Source organism: Leuconostoc garlicum (assembly GCF_001998805.1).
Classification (GTDB): domain Bacteria; phylum Bacillota; class Bacilli; order Lactobacillales; family Lactobacillaceae; genus Leuconostoc; species Leuconostoc lactis.
The window spans coordinates 1562708-1578109 of record NZ_CP016329.1; the positions used below are offsets into that span (position 1 = coordinate 1562708).

Annotated in this window: 11 protein-coding genes; 2 read left to right on the plus strand and 9 right to left on the minus strand. The window is 44.1% G+C overall.

All coding sequences use genetic code 11. The features are described 5' to 3' along the window. Nucleotides 1–159: 159 nt before the first annotated feature. The 3 genes from A9176_RS07940 to parE form a co-directional block, all read right to left on the minus strand. The gene (locus A9176_RS07940) at nt 160–1065 is read right to left on the minus strand and encodes a manganese-dependent inorganic pyrophosphatase (RefSeq protein ID WP_077283095.1); all 906 of its coding nucleotides are present in this window, start codon (nt 1063–1065) and stop codon (nt 160–162) included. A gap of 48 nt (nt 1066–1113) precedes the next feature. Then, the gene (parC, locus tag A9176_RS07945) at nt 1114–3552 is read right to left on the minus strand and encodes a DNA topoisomerase IV subunit A (RefSeq protein WP_077283097.1); all 2439 of its coding nucleotides are present in this window, start codon (nt 3550–3552) and stop codon (nt 1114–1116) included. Between the two features lie 141 nt (nt 3553–3693). After that, complete coding sequence (gene parE, locus A9176_RS07950; protein WP_077283099.1) at nt 3694–5775, minus strand: DNA topoisomerase IV subunit B; 2082 nt, start codon at nt 5773–5775, stop codon at nt 3694–3696. 202 nt (nt 5776–5977) lie between these two features. Between parE and plsY the strand changes: the two genes are divergently transcribed. Further along, nucleotides 5978–6595: a glycerol-3-phosphate 1-O-acyltransferase PlsY gene (gene plsY / locus A9176_RS07955; RefSeq protein ID WP_029510391.1), complete on the plus strand. Its 618-nt coding sequence runs from the start codon at nt 5978–5980 to the stop codon at nt 6593–6595. A 27-nt stretch (nt 6596–6622) separates the two neighbouring features. On the opposite strand, the gene dtd is transcribed toward plsY, so the two are convergent. The 3 genes from dtd to A9176_RS07970 form a co-directional block, all read right to left on the minus strand. Further along, nucleotides 6623–7069 carry a D-aminoacyl-tRNA deacylase gene (dtd, locus tag A9176_RS07960; protein WP_029510392.1) on the minus strand — a complete coding sequence of 149 codons (447 nt, stop codon included), beginning with the start codon at nt 7067–7069 and terminating at the stop codon, nt 6623–6625. Next, a complete protein-coding gene (locus tag A9176_RS07965; RefSeq protein ID WP_077283101.1) occupies nt 7066–7650 on the minus strand; it encodes a hypothetical protein in 585 nt (194 codons plus the stop codon). The genes dtd and A9176_RS07965 overlap by 4 nt, the downstream gene beginning before the upstream one ends. Nucleotides 7651–7740: 90 nt before the next feature. Next, nucleotides 7741–9978, minus strand: a complete 2238-nt coding sequence (locus A9176_RS07970) for a RelA/SpoT family protein (RefSeq protein ID WP_077283281.1) — start codon at nt 9976–9978, stop codon at nt 7741–7743. 277 nt (nt 9979–10255) lie between these two features. Between A9176_RS07970 and A9176_RS07975 the strand changes: the two genes are divergently transcribed. Then, a complete protein-coding gene (locus A9176_RS07975) occupies nt 10256–11491 on the plus strand; it encodes a multidrug efflux MFS transporter (RefSeq protein WP_077283103.1) in 1236 nt (411 codons plus the stop codon). 31 nt (nt 11492–11522) lie between these two features. Here A9176_RS07975 and A9176_RS07980 read toward each other — a convergent pair whose 3' ends face one another. From A9176_RS07980 to A9176_RS07990, 3 genes are read right to left on the minus strand one after another with little or no spacing between them, the layout of a single operon-like run. Then, nucleotides 11523–11816 carry a DUF7671 family protein gene (locus A9176_RS07980; RefSeq protein WP_077283105.1) on the minus strand — a complete coding sequence of 98 codons (294 nt, stop codon included), beginning with the start codon at nt 11814–11816 and terminating at the stop codon, nt 11523–11525. Then, entirely contained in the window at nt 11794–14328 is a 2535-nt protein-coding gene (locus A9176_RS07985; RefSeq protein WP_077283107.1) for an ATP-grasp domain-containing protein, read from the minus strand. Before A9176_RS07985 ends, A9176_RS07980 begins: the two co-directional genes overlap by 23 nt. After that, nucleotides 14303–15388: a carbamoyl phosphate synthase small subunit gene (locus A9176_RS07990; protein ID WP_010000484.1), complete on the minus strand. Its 1086-nt coding sequence runs from the start codon at nt 15386–15388 to the stop codon at nt 14303–14305. The genes A9176_RS07985 and A9176_RS07990 overlap by 26 nt, the downstream gene beginning before the upstream one ends. Nucleotides 15389–15402: the final 14 nt, after the last annotated feature.

Sequence of the window (15402 nt, forward strand, 5' to 3'; positions counted from 1 at the left end):
CTTACTCCTTAATGTGGTTTGTTAAAATTATTTGCTTGTCAATACAATTAGTTATTATACATGAACCGCCTATCAGTGTAAAGCGTTTTTATCAATTTTGACGAAAACCTGTTCGTTAAAATTAAATAATCCCTGCCCAACAACTCACGGTATCACGACTTAAAATTGTGCTTCAAGTGGTGGAACAACTTGCTTCTTACGTGAGACAACACCTGGTAAGTCGATCACGTTGTCAACCAATTGGCCATCAAACGCAGCTTCTACAGCAGCTGTTGTTTCACCCAAGAAAATGGCCTTTGAATTTGAATTCAAAATGTCTGTAATCACAAACAAGAAGTTGTCATAGCCTTCTTCAGTCATCGCCGCTTCAATACCAGCTTGACGTGACAACACATCTTCAATGGCTACTGTGTTGACTTGACCAATGCGGAATTGGTGACCACCCATGTCAAATGACTTGGCATCGCCATCAATCAATTCCTTATCCGTGCGTGATGACAAATCTGTACCCGCCTTCAACAAGGCCAAACCATAAGCTTCGTAGTCTTCAAGACCAGCAATGTCAGCCAAAGCCTTCAAAGCTGTAACATCAAAGTCTGTAGTTGTTGGACTCTTTAACAACAATGTATCTGAAATAATTGCTGAAGCTAACAAACCAGCAACGTCTGCTGGGATAGCCATTTGTGCTTGCTTGAATTCGTAATACAAGATTGTTGCGACTGAGCCCCATGGCTTAGCAATAATATAAAGTGGTGTTGCATTTGTAAAGGCAAACTTATGATGGTCATAAATACCCGTTACAGTGACATCAGCCAAGTTATCAACTGATTGCGCTGCTTCGTTATGATCAACCAAGACGACTGTATCTGTGTCCGCTGACGTCACCACCCGCGGTGCAGCAACCTTGAAATAGTCCAAAGCAAATTGCGTTTCCGCATTGGGTGTGCCTTGTGCAACTGCTTCTGTTTCTTCACCAATTTGGTTTAAGAAGTAACTGGCAGCAATTGCTGAAGCAATTGTATCTGTATCTGGGTTTTTATGTCCGAAAACTAAAGTTTTAGCCATGCGTGAATGTCTCCTCGTTCAATATACGTTTATTTTAGCAGAAAAAAATTATTTTGTCCCAGCAATCGCCAAAGGCCGAACCAGCCAAGGCGTGCCGTTTTTCTTCACGTCCACAACATATTGGCCGTTACCCACACGTTGTGACGGACTGTAGTCACTTAACTGCAAATCTTGTACTTGCCAGCGACTTGTCAAAATTTCTAGTGCGGTCACATCTTGATCAAACAACGTCGCAGCCGCCACATGATAAGGCACGGTCTTCTTTTGTGTAAAGATCAATAAGCCTTTATTAGCACGCTTTGAATGATTAATTTCAGCAACTGGCATGTATTTAAAGGCGCCGTTTTCCGCCACAATGGCAACCTGTTGATCTGGTGAGGTCACCATTAAGGCAGCCTGAATGGTATCATCCCCGCGAAGATCCATCGCCTTGACACCCGCCGTACGGGCACCAATTTCTGGTACATCACTTAGCCCAAAGCGTAACCCAACACCATTATGTGAGAGCAAGAGTACATCTTGATCCGTAACGGTTGGCGTATAAGCCACATTGACAACCTGACTATCATCAGTCTTGAGCTTAATGGCCATTGCCGTCTTCTTCTTATAAGCTTTAGGCACCATGTCAGCCAAGGCCGTTTGCTTGATGAACCCATCATTTGTCACGATAGTAAACGCCCCACCTTGTGCCAGATGATCAACTGCGACCACTTGGATCACATATTCATCTGGTCGCCAATTAGCTAGCTGTTGTGAGAAATGTTCGCCAGTATCTTTCCACTTGAAGTCTGGTAATTCATGAACTGGCCGGTAAATGACACTCCCCTTATTCGTGAACATAAACAAATGTTGCGTGGTATTTAACTGACCCACAAAGACTGGCAAATCATCGTCAGCCAACCCATTGTCAGCATCTGATGCTTTATAAGAACGCAATGAGGCCCGCTTATAGTAACCATTACGGGAAACCAATACTTGGACATCTTCTTCGGCAATCGTAACCGCTGTATCAATGACCAAATCTTCCACTTCAGCTTCAATTTGTGAGCGACGTGGGGTAGTATACGTTTTCGTAATGGCTGTCAATTCCTCACGAATCACATCTTTTAAGGCTGATTCTTCTGTTAGAATCAAATTCAAATGATTAATCTTAGCGGTTAATGTCGCAAATTCGGCTTCTAATTGCGTAACGTCTGTATTAGTCAAACGATAAAGTTGCAAAGTTACAATCGCTTCTGCTTGCGGTTGGGTGAATTGGAACTTGTCAATCAAGTTTTGCGTGGCATCCTTACGGTTCTGAGAAGCGCGAATGGTGGTCACGACCTCATCCAAAATTGACAACATCCGAATTAAGCCTTCAACAATGTGTTGACGGGCTTGTGCCTTTGCTAATTCAAAGGCAGAACGCTTCAACACGACTTCTTTTCGGAAATCTAAAAACGCTTGTAGGCCTTGCTTTAAGCTAACTGTCACTGGCCGTTGGTCATGAATGGCCACCATGTTGAAGTTGTAAGAAATTTGAAGATCTGTCTTCTTGAACAAATAAGTCAAAATACCTTCGGCATTCGTTCCCTTATTAAGTTCAATCACAATTGACATTCCCTCACGGTCTGATTCATCACGAACTTCCGCAATGCCCGCAACTTCCTTATTCAAGCGAATGGCATCAATTTTTGATACCAAGTTTGACTTGACAACTTCATAAGGTAACTCGGTAATTTCAATCTTTTTCTTCCCACCTTTAAGGTCAGAAATTTCCGTTTTGGCACGAACGACAATCTTACCACGTCCTGTCTTATACGCTTTTTTAATCCCGTCAAGACCTTGAATAATCCCACCAGTTGGGAAATCAGGACCTTTGACATAGCGCATCAACGCTGATAACGGTGCCTCAGGATGATCCAACAAGTAAATTAACGCAGCATTGATTTCTTTTAAGTTATGCGGTGGGATTTCGGTGGCATAACCCGCAGAAATCCCTGTTGCCCCATTAATAAACAAACTTGGGATACGTGATGGCAATACAGTTGGTTCATAGGTCGTATCATCAAAGTTCAACACCATATCAACCGTTTCTTGTCCCAAATCAGCCATCATTTCGCCAGCAATCTTGGACAAACGCGCTTCGGTATAACGCATCGCCGCTGCTGGATCATTATCGACTGACCCGTTGTTACCGTTCATGTCAATTAACGGTTCACGCACTTTCCAATCTTGTGATAGCCGTACCATCGCTTCATAAATTGATGAGTCACCATGCGGATGGAAGTTACCCATGACATTTCCAACAGATTTAGCTGATTTACGATAAGGATGGTCATACGTATTACCATCTTGGTCCATCGCAAAAAGAATCCGCCGTTGCACAGGCTTAAGCCCATCCCGAATATCCGGTAACGCACGTTCTTGAATAATATATTTTGAGTAGCGCCCAAAGCGCTCCCCCATCACTGCTTCCAGTGAGAGTTCAGTTATACGATCTGCCATATATACGAGTGTCTAACAGCCGTCACACGATTAGACACATTTCCTTTCAAATAGAATGCATGCAAAGTCAGATGTAAAGGCCGCGCACAAACGTACGCGGCGACTAAGACTTTCGTCAAATTAATCCCAACAACGCAAAAATCAAGCGCCGTTGTCTTGTCCATTTTGCCAGTTCGTAATCACTGGTCCCGTTGATGCTGCTGACTTCGTCGCGACGACTGGTTTATTTTCATGCTGACGGGCTTTTTCAAATACGTCACTTGCATTTGTCGGATCACCATCAACCGTATCCAAAATTGAACCCGCTTCATCTAATGTAAAGTGAACATTGGCTTCAATCCAGTCACGACGTGGTTCAACCTTATCGCCCATCAATGTTGTCACGCGCTTTTCAGCCAGTACAGCATCATCGATTTTCACACGAATCAAAGTCCGTGTTTCAGGATTCATGGTTGTTTCCCATAGGAGTGGCGCATTCATTTCACCCAGCCCCTTAAAGCGTGTCAATTCATAACGCGCATCACTTTGGCTCGTAATCGCTTCCAATTCGTCATTTGTCCACGCAAATCGGTCAGCCATTTTCTTTGATGCATATTTCACGCGGTAAAGCGGTGGTAAGGCAATATACACCCGACCGGCCTCAATCAATGGTCGCATGTACTTATAAAAGAACGTCAACAAGAGTGTCTGGATGTGCGCCCCATCATCATCGGCATCCGTCATAATGATGATTTTATCAAAGGCTGTATCAGAGACTTTGAAGTCATTCCCAACACCACCGCCAATGGCATAAATCAACGTTGAAATTTCTTCATTCTTTAAAATGTCGACCAACTTAGCCTTTTCGGTATTCAAAACCTTACCACGCAAAGGCAAAATCGCTTGGAACTTACGATCACGGCCTTGCTTAGCAGAACCACCGGCTGAATCACCCTCGACCAAAAAGAGTTCATTACGCGTCGCATCTTTTGATTGCGCAGGCGCTAACTTACCCGATAATAGCCGTTCTTTTTGTCCCTTGGACTTCCCCGTTCGGCTTTCGTCGCGGGCTTTACGCGCTGCTTCACGCGCTTCTCGTGCCCGAATGGCTTTACGGATCAAGTTTTGACCAAAATCACCATTTTCCATCAAGAAACGACTCAACGTTTCATTGACAACGGACTCCACAATACCGCGCGCTTCTGGTGTCCCAAGTTTATCTTTAGTTTGGCCTTCAAACTGCAAGAATTGTTCCGGCACACGTAGCGAAATAACGGCAGCTAAGCCTTCACGCACGTCAGTACCTTCGAGATTTTTATCTTTATCTTTTAACAAATTGACCTTACGGGCATATTCGTTAAAGGCTTTTGTCCAAGCCGTCCGGAAGCCTACTTCATGGGTTCCCCCATCTTGCGTCCGCACATTGTTAACAAATGATAGGAGCGTTTCGGAATAGCCATCATTGTATTGCGCCGCAACTTCAACCACAATCCCTGATTGTTCGCCCTCAAATGTCATGACTGGGCCAATCGTGGCCTTATCTTCATTCAAGAAACCAACAAATGATTCTAACCCTTTTTCATAATGGTACGTTTCTACCCGCGCGGGTTGCACACGTTCGTCCGTTAAGGTAAACTTCACGCCTGACATCAAAAAGGCTGATTCGCGTAAACGTTCAGATAACGTGTCATACTTGTAGACTGTCGCGCTAAATAATGACGGATCTGGCTTGAATTTAACCGTTGTCCCTGAATGCTCAGTCGTTGGCCCAAGATCACGGAGCGTATCAACGGGATGGCCCCCGTTCACAAAGTCTTCTTGCCACTTGTGACCATCACGCACAATCGTGACTTGCAAACTTTCAGATAAGGCGTTAACAACCGATGACCCCACCCCGTGGAGACCACCAGAAGTGGCATAGCCACCTTGACCAAACTTCCCACCAGCATGCAACACTGTTAAAATAACTTCAGGCGTAGGTTTACCTGATTCGTGCATGCCAACTGGCATCCCACGGCCAAAATCCTGCACTGTTATGGCATTATTTTCATGGATTGTGACCCGAATATCATTACCAAAGCCACCTAAGGCTTCATCCACTGCATTATCAACGATTTCATAAACTAAATGATGCAAACCACGGCCGTCAGTTGAACCAATGTACATCCCTGGACGCTTACGAACCGCCTCTAAACCTTCAAGAATTTTTATTGAATCTGAATCATAGTGATTTTTTTCTGCCATGAATACTCATATCTTTCTTATTTTAAAACATTGTCATGATTGAACAACTGTTCGTGATCATGCGTCAATCTATATTATCATAGATTAAAAAACTTATTCTGACAAGACTCAAAATAACATTTTCAATATGTCTCCCCCTTTACGATGACTTTTTATGATAGAATTAACTTTGTGTTTATTCACAATATTGAGGAGTTAAACTATGTTTTCTACAATACTGATGTTCGTCTGTGCTTACTTTCTCGGGTCATTACTACCGGGATATTGGATTGGCCTCATTTTTTATCACAAGGATATTCGTGATGAAGGTTCCGGTAATATCGGCACGACCAACTCCTTTCGCGTCCTTGGTCCAGTCGCTGGTACCGTCACACTCGTCCTTGATCTCTTAAAAGGGACAGCTGCTGGCTTGTTACCCATCCTTTTCCACAGTCCGATCAACCCCATGTTGGTTGGTATTGCAGCCATCATTGGGCATACCTTCTCAATTTGGATTAAATTCAAAGGGGGCAAAGCGGTGGCCACCTCAGCTGGTGTCTTACTCGCCTACAACCCACAATTTTTCATCCTAGTCTCGGCAGTCTTTATTATCATGTTACTGCTCACGTCAATGGTGTCGTTGAGTTCAATGGTTGGCTTTAGTTTTGCCCTGATCACGTCATTTTTCTATCACGATCTCATTTTGACTTTAGTAGCGGCCGCGTTAACTTGCTTTGTCTTTTACCGGCACCGCTCAAATATCCAACGTATTAAAAACGGGACTGAAAGTCTCGTCCCATTTGGTTGGTATTATCATTATCGACAAACACATCACAACTAAAAAAGGTTCGGCTTAGCCGAACCTTTTTTAGTTGTCTTTTGTATCAAATAGAATGGTTACTGGGCCATCATTCACTAATGACACTGCCATATCGGCACCAAATCGGCCGGTTGCAACCGGTAACCCTGCATCCCGTAGGGCATCATTAAACTGGTCGTACATCATGCTGGCAAAGGCTGGTTGGCCAGCTTTGGTAAAGCTCGGCCGATTGCCCTTCTTCGTATCCGCAAACAATGTAAATTGAGAAATAGACAAAATTTCGCCAGCAATCGCTTGGATGCTCAAGTTCATCCGCCCATCCGCATCTTCAAAGACACGTAACTGACTAATCTTTCGAACCAGATAATCAATATCAGCCGTTGTGTCGTCATCAGCAACACCCACTAATAACACAAAGCCAGCTTTAATTTGCCCAACAATTTGGTCATCAATCGTGACTTGTGCCGATTTGACACGTTGTAACACAACTTTCATTTTTCCCACTCCTCAATATCACGTTTAGATACCATGATACGGGAAAAGGCGTGCGGGATCAAACGCCGCATAAACAGTGTCGCATGCACCGTAATCAATAAAGCATCTAATGGATCACGTTTAATCATATAAAGTACTAAAAACAGGACTGATGTTGGTGGTAACAACAACAAGACTGTCGCGACCCATAACCGTTCAAACCACCAGTATTTTAACGCTTTGTCTAAGGTACTTTGGTCCACGGCTAAGGGTTTTACTTGCTGAAAGTCATAGTGGACTTTTTGCCGACCCACATACCAAGCAATAATTGGAATGCCCAATGTAATAACTAAGACAAGCCACCACACGATGGGCTGATGAATTGGAAAATGGGGTAAATGCAGTAATTTATCAAACAACCAATATGGGGTCACTAAGACACTACTAATAATCAGTAGCCAGAGTAACCATTTTTGGGACTTTGGTTCCGGTAATTGTTGTGCTGTAAAGTACACTTTTTTTGCCTGTTTATCGACTAACAACATCCCTGGTTGCTGTGACTGAGTAATGGGGGCAATGGCCATTAAAATTGGGGTCTTCATTTTGCGCTCATTTCAAATTAAAAAGTAATATTAAAAATATAACATGAAAACACGCCTAATCGTTTGATAAAAAATTACATTGCCCGTTTTTTAATGGAATGTCCGTTCCACATCATAGACAGCTGGCAGATTATTGAGAGCATCCATAATATTGCCGAGCTGTTCACTATTTTTCACGCCAATTGATAATGACACTTGCGCCATGCCGTTTTTAGTCACATGTCCGTTCACTGAGTTGACAAACTTTGTCCGACCATTGACAGCCCGTAAGACATCATTGAGTAACCCATTACGGTTTTCACCATGAACCGTCAAATCAGCGTCATAGTTAGGCTTGAGCCCCTTTTCATCTTCCCACTGTACATCCACCAAACGTTGCCCTTGTGTCTCGGCCGCGCGGATATTTGGGCAACCGACGCGGTGAACCGAAATGCCGCGACCTTTGGTAATGTAGCCAGTGACGTCATCTCCTGGGACTGGCGTACAACAACGCCCCAAACGTACCAGTAAATTATCAACACCAGCAATCACAATATCATCAGCAGTTGCCTTTTGCCGTTGGGTGAGTGCTGTTTCAACCCGTTTAATTTCGTGACCTTCTTCAAGCAATTCCCGTTGCAATTCCGCCGTTTCCGCTTCTTGCTGGGCTTCACGAATGGCTTCCGTTAACTTATTGGCTACCCCTGGTACGGCAACATCGCCATAACCAAGCGCCGCCAACATATCTTCATACGTATGATAATGCAGGGCTTCAGCTGTTTTAACCAACCGATCAACCGTTAAAATAGCTGCCGGATCAAAGCCAGTGTCTTGTAAGATACGCGCTAACAAGTCACGACCCGCTTCGATGTTATCCTCGCGATCAAGTTGCTTGAAATATTGCTTAATTTTATTGCGTGCCCGACGCGTGGAGACAATGTCTAACCAGTCGCGGCTTGGCTTAGCTGTTGAACTGGTGATAATTTCAATAATATCACCAGTTTTGATTTTATAATCTAGTGGCACAATGCGACCATTGACTTTGGCCCCTGTTGTTTTAATGCCCACATTCGTATGGATTGAGAAAGCCATATCAAGTGGTCCAGCGCCTTTTGCCAATTCAAAGACATCCCCACGTGGCGTGAATGCATAAACACGATCACTAAAGAGATCCCCTTGTACGCCAGCCATGAAGTCTTCAGCGTTTTTGGCATCCTCTTGTAATTCTAGAATCCCTTGAATCACGTTCAATGCCTGCTGGTTTTGGTCATTGACTTTGGCTTCTTTATTTGAGCCCTTATTTTTCTTATAGGCCCAGTGGGCTGCCACACCAAACTCCGCAACTTCATGCATGGTATGGGTCCGAATCTGCACTTCCAAAGGACGGCCACTTGGGCCAATCACTGTGGTATGCAAACTTTGATACCCATTGGCTTTGGGTAACGCAATATAATCTTTGAAGCGACCAGGTAATGGCATCCACTTGGAATGAATCGCACCAAGGACCGCATACGTATCTGGAATCGTATCAGTGAGGACCCGAACCGCTGACAAATCATAAATTTCTTCAAACGCCTTATGCTTGTCCGTCATCTTGCGATAAATCGAATAAATATGCTTTGGCCGCCCGTAAACACTCACATTTCCCAATTCAAGATCTTGAATAGCCTGCGTAATTTCCGTCACCGCTTCTTGAACATACTGAATCCGTTCGTCACGTTTCATATTCATTTGTGACGCGATCATGTAATACTTTTCTGGATCTAAATAACTCAAAGCGAGGTCTTCAAGCTCCCACTTAATCGTACTGATTCCTAAGCGATCGGCCAATGGTGCATAAATATCCAACGTCTCACTCGCAATACGACGCTGCTTTTCTTCTCGCAACGCGCCTAACGTGCGCATATTGTGCAAACGATCGGCGAGTTTGACAATAATGACACGAATATCCTTGGACATGGCTAAAAGCAGCTTTCGGTGATTTTCCGCAAGCTGTTCTCGTGAGTTTTTGTATTCGATTTTACTAATCTTTGTGACACCGTCAATAATTTGCGCAATCGTTGCGCCAAACTTCTCTTCAATGTCTTGGATGCTGGCTGGTGTATCTTCCACCACATCATGCAAGTAGCCGGAAATAACCGTTGCCGTATCCATCTTAAGCTCGGCTAAAATCCCTGCCACCTGAATGGGGTGAATAATGTAAGGTTCACCAGATTTTCTGAACTGATTGTGGTGGAGCTCTGACGCCCAGTCATAAGCCAATTTGACTTTTTCGGCATCTGCTGGTGCCATATATTGCCCAACCATATCAAGGACTTCTTGCCCTGAATAACTCTTAGTTCTTGCCATATTGTTTTGCGCGCTATCTGGCACACAGTCGTTTGATCGATCACCAAATCTGGTCGATGTACTTCAAACAAGTGTATGCAAGAAAGCACATTCCCTTCATTTAATTCCGGAAGACACATCACTATTTTAAAAACCGCAACATGCCTTGATACGTTTTCAAACGTAGTTTCATTATAATAAAAATTTAATACATTCACAAGCTAAGTCTTATAACGTGCATATTTTGACAAAGAAGCATACACTAAGACTATCAATTTTTTCTCGGAGGAAGATCTATATGCCTGAAAACACGCAAGAATCTCAGTCGGATGGCGAGCCATTGTGGCAAAGAAATGTCTTTGTCCTCTGGTTTGGCGTCTTTATGACTGGGGTTGCATTGAGTGAGGTCATGCCGTTTTTGTCCCTTTACATTGACACACTAGGGACATTTGATAAAGACCAATTAAGCTTTTATTCTGGTGCTGTCTTTGCCGTGTCGTTTTTAGTCACGGCAATTGTGTCACCATTTTGGGGTAAACTAGCCGATAGCAAAGGGCGCAAGCTCATGTTGTTACGCGCCGCCTTTGGTATGTCAATTGTCTTATTTTTAATGGGGAATGTGACCAATGTGTGGCAATTATTTATCCTACGCGCCCTGCAAGGTGCTATGGGTGGCTTCATTTCAAATGCGAATGCCCTAGTGGCAACTCAAACACCGAAAAAACATGCTGGGAAAGCCCTTGGTATTTTAGTGACGGGCATGACCGCTGGTAATTTGGTTGGCCCACTGTTTGGTGGGATTTTGGCAACTTTTTTCAGTTACCGCACCTCATTTCATATTACCGGCATCATCCTGTTTCTCGTGTTTATATTAACGTTGTTCCTGGTTAAGGAATCGCCCCGGCCCGCTGCCCTACGCGTATCACGTGTCTCCACCAAAACGCTTTGGCAAAATATCCCTAATAAACCACTTATTGTCGGCTTGTTTGTGACCACCATGTTAGTTCAAACCGTCAACACAGCGATTAACCCGATTGTGAGTTTATTTGTTCGAGAAATCTTACATCATGGTGCCGACACCACGTTTATCGCCGGTATTGTGGCTGCCATGCCAGGTATCGCAACCGTGATTGCGGCGCCGCATTTTGGCCGAATTGGTGATCGCGTCGGAACCCATCGCATGATTAAAATTGGGTTTATGATTGGGGTCATTGCCTTTATTCCTACCGCTTTTGTGACCAGTATCAGTATGTTAATGTTCTTTAGATTCTTGGTCGGTATTAGTGATGCAACCATGTTACCAGCCGTTCAAACCTTACTCTCTAAAAACTCACCCACTGAAATGACCAGTCGTATTTTCAGTTATAACCAAAGTTTTCAGTCATTAGGTTCTGTGATTGGTCCCATGATGGGGGCCATTGTCGCTAGTCTATATGATTATCGGGCTATTTTCATTTTCAGCGGCCTCATTATTATCATCAATGCTACACTCTTTCACTTTACAAGTAAGCATATTAAACCCGCCCGCATATAAAAAACCTGAACATCATGTTGTTCAGGTTTTTTTATAACCACTTGGTCAATAATTCAAGTGGCACGTATTCTGCGGTCCACCGTTGTAGCGGGGTGAAATCATGGCGTTGATTAAAAGCTAATTTATCTTGCTGTAACACCGCCACCGATTGGCCGTTTTCCGTTAAGAAAATTTGCCCAATTTGTTTAAATTGCCCCTTGGTATGTTTTCCCGTACGCCACAAATGTGGCATCGCATCGGCTTTTGGTTCAAAACGCCCCGATGCATTTTGCGTCACGAGAATTCCCTTAAAGAGGTGCGTCTCATACTTCTTCCGATCGCCCATAGTCGCTCACACCTACTCCCATTTCAAATCTTGTACCATCAATGACTTCACTCGGTTGCAAATGCAAACGATAATTCACGTCAGCTGCCACCAATGCCAACGGTTGTGATTTGGCATGATGCGCAATATCAGCTAATAGTTGCAAATCCTGTACGGTCATTTCATGCAAAGCTGCCCGAATCGTTAAACGTAACCATTCGATATGCGTAACTTTTGTCAAGAAAGCAATTTGCCCAAATGGCATTGGGCGTAACCAAGTACCATCATTAATCGGTGCCAAATCAACTTCCCGACGCCACTGAACCGTTTTTTCATACCAAATCACTTGGTAAACACCAGGATTTTCTAGTGTTTTTGTTGTTGCCAGCAACCGGCTTGGTACCTCACCAGCAGGGGCAATCACCCGCATCTCGCCAGCCATGTGTTGGGTAATATTGATTGGATAGACTTTGTCGCCATCAAAAAAGACGTTTAGCGCAAACTCTGACTCGTTTTCATCTGGTCCGCTAGGCGTATGCTTTTCCTTTGGCAAAATAATTACCCGCTGTCCCAATTCACGTAAAGCACGAATCAACTTGCGCCGGTTACCAGGAATAACAATTGCCTTTGGCTGTTCTAATTCAACAACCTGCATCACATCAGAAATTTCCAATGGTTCCAAATACTGCTTATCCGCTAAATGTGGTAACAACGTCGCGTCACTGGGATTATTGTTCATAATAATGGTTGGATACTGCAACCGGCGCAATTCTGACAGCGTAATTGTCGTCGCATAACCACCAGATGCCGCATCCCCCATCCGAAAAGCGCCCGAGCCAATCACCAAAATCGCGTCTTCTGCGACCTGCTTAGACTCATTTTCTGACTCAAAGGTTGCATAATACTGCCGCGCATTTTCTGGGAATTCACCAGCAGATGGTTCAACCGCCTTATAGGTCACATCAATGTGATGTTCCTGGGCTAAGGTCCGAATAATATTAAAATCCGTATGCCAAAAACGGGCAATCAACCCATCTGACAAGCCGTATCTTTTCCCACGTCTTAGTGCAGCAATACTATCCACATCGGCTTCAATAGCCGTTTCCAACTGGTGTAAATGTTGCAACTGATGGAAGAAGAATTCATCAATATCTGTTAATTCCGCGAGTTCATCAATTTCATACCCGCGTTTAATCGCTTCAACCAACAAGAGTACACGGTTATCTTGTGGATGAATCAATTGTTGAATCAATTCATCATCGTTAATGTGGGCCATGTTCGTTGGCGAGAAACTCGCATTGTTAAAGTGCGCCGACCGAATCGCCTTTTCTAAAGACTCAATAAACGTCCGGCCAAAGCCAAGGGTTGTCCCCACGGACTTCTGCACACTATTAAGCTGGCGTTTCACATGTACCCCAGCTTCAGCCAGTTCACCAAATGGAAAGATTGGTAATTTAACCACCACGTGATCCATCATGGGTTCCATCATCGCTGTTTGTGGTCCAAAATTGTGTGGTAACACAATTTCTTCCAACGGAATGCCCATTGCTAGATTAATGGCCACAAGCATCGTTGGGTACCCCGTAGCCAAAGCCATGCGCGTCGCCATTTGGTCAATATAAGGGGATACTTTAATGACATAAATTTTATCGGTATCGTCATCGACTGCAAATTGGACATGCATAATCCCTTGCAATTGCAAGATATCAGCAACTCGAAAAGCGTAGTCTCGCATACGACTAATCAACTGATCTTGAATCGTCAAAATTGGTGAGACACTGAGGGAGTCAGCCGTATGAATACCAATTGGATCCATATCTTCACTCGCGCCAATTTGCATTTTATTCCCGCGTGCATCACGTAAAATCTCTAAACTGACTTCTTTGAGGCCATTGATAGCCCGTGAAAGAATAACTTCTTGCGTCACGGACTGCGACTTCGCGAGGTTAATCGCGTCTTCAAAGTCATCTAATCGTTCAATAATGTGACGTGTGTTGGTTTGGTTAGGATGTAAGGCACGCACCATTAACGGTAAATGCAATTCACGTAATAACTCATTCGCTTCGTCCTGTGCTTTGAGCACGTAGTTCGTAATTACCGGTAAGCCATTTTCGGCCATCAGCTGCGTTAATGCCGGTAAATTATTCACTTTCAGTAACATCTCAATGCTGAGACCAAGCGTATGCGGTAGTGCCCCATCACCGTGTGACCAACTTTGGACAACTTCGGCCCAGATCCGCAGCGAGGCTTCGCCACCAAACAGTGGCATCACCGTATCAATATGATTTTCCTTGATAATAGCTTTAATGTTGGCGACTGTCAGCGGTTGCCAATAGGTAGTCGCTGCTAAACTCTCTAAAGCCAGCGCATACGGATTTTCATCAATGACAAAAACATCAATGCCATGCCCGCAAAGTTCTGGCATGACTTGATAAATTGCTGCATCATGTTCTGCCTCGCGGCCAAAGTCATTGGCCCCCGCACCGATAAAGAGCAGTTTTTTTATATTAGTATTGGTTGAAATGTTCGACATAATCTTCTACCGTTTCAAAGAAATCTGCAAATACAGCGGTGGCTTCTAATGGCCCTGGGGCAGCATCAGGGAAAAATTGGACACTAAAAGCGGGAAATTCACGGTGACGCAACCCTTGGACAGCGCCATCAACCAAGTCACGATACGTCACAATCATTTTCTTTCGATTGATAGTTGCTTCATCGACCGCATAACCTTGACCCTGCATCGCATAAAAAATTTGTTGTGAAATAATTTCTTGAATAGGATGATTCATCCCGTGATGTTCGGACTGAAGTGGCTTAAGTTCCGCATCATTGGCCATCGCAAATAATTCATGCCCTAAGCCAATCCCCAACATTGGAACCTTGGTTTGCAAAACACGAATCAGCGTTAACACACTTTCTGGCAATGTGCGCGGATCCCCTGGTCCAGTTGACAGTACAATACCATCCGGATCAAGCGTCAACACTTCTTCAACAGTTGTTGTATAAGGTAAAACAGAGACATTGGCATCAAAATCACCAAGCATCCGTAAAATGCCGTGTTTTAAACCAAAATCAATCACGACAATATGACGACCTCGCCCTGGATTGGCATAGGGCTTTGGCGTTGCGGTGTTTTGCACCTGTTTATTGGTTAACACCGTGGCCACCAATTGATCCACTGCGTGTTCATCAGCATAATCCACGATAGTGGCTTTTTGTGGTCCCGTCTCGCGCAAATGCCGGATAAGCTGCCGTGTGTCTACTTGGTACAAACCAGGAATATTATTTTGCTTTAAAAAGCGGTCTAAATTCATCCGACGTTGCCGATTAACAGAGACTTCCGCCAGATCATGCACAATCATGCCTCGAATCGTTGGTTTCACCGATTCATACGCCTCTGCATGAATCCCAGCGGCGCCGACAACTGGCATCGCAAAAACAATCATCTGCCCATCATAAATCGGGTCGGTGATGATTTCTTGGTAACCAGTCATGGCTGTATGAAAAATAATTTCGCCAAATGTCGTTGCCGGTGCACCAAAGCCTAAGCCTTGAAATACCGTGCCATCCTCAAGAATTAAGTGCCGTTTCATATCTATTACTCACA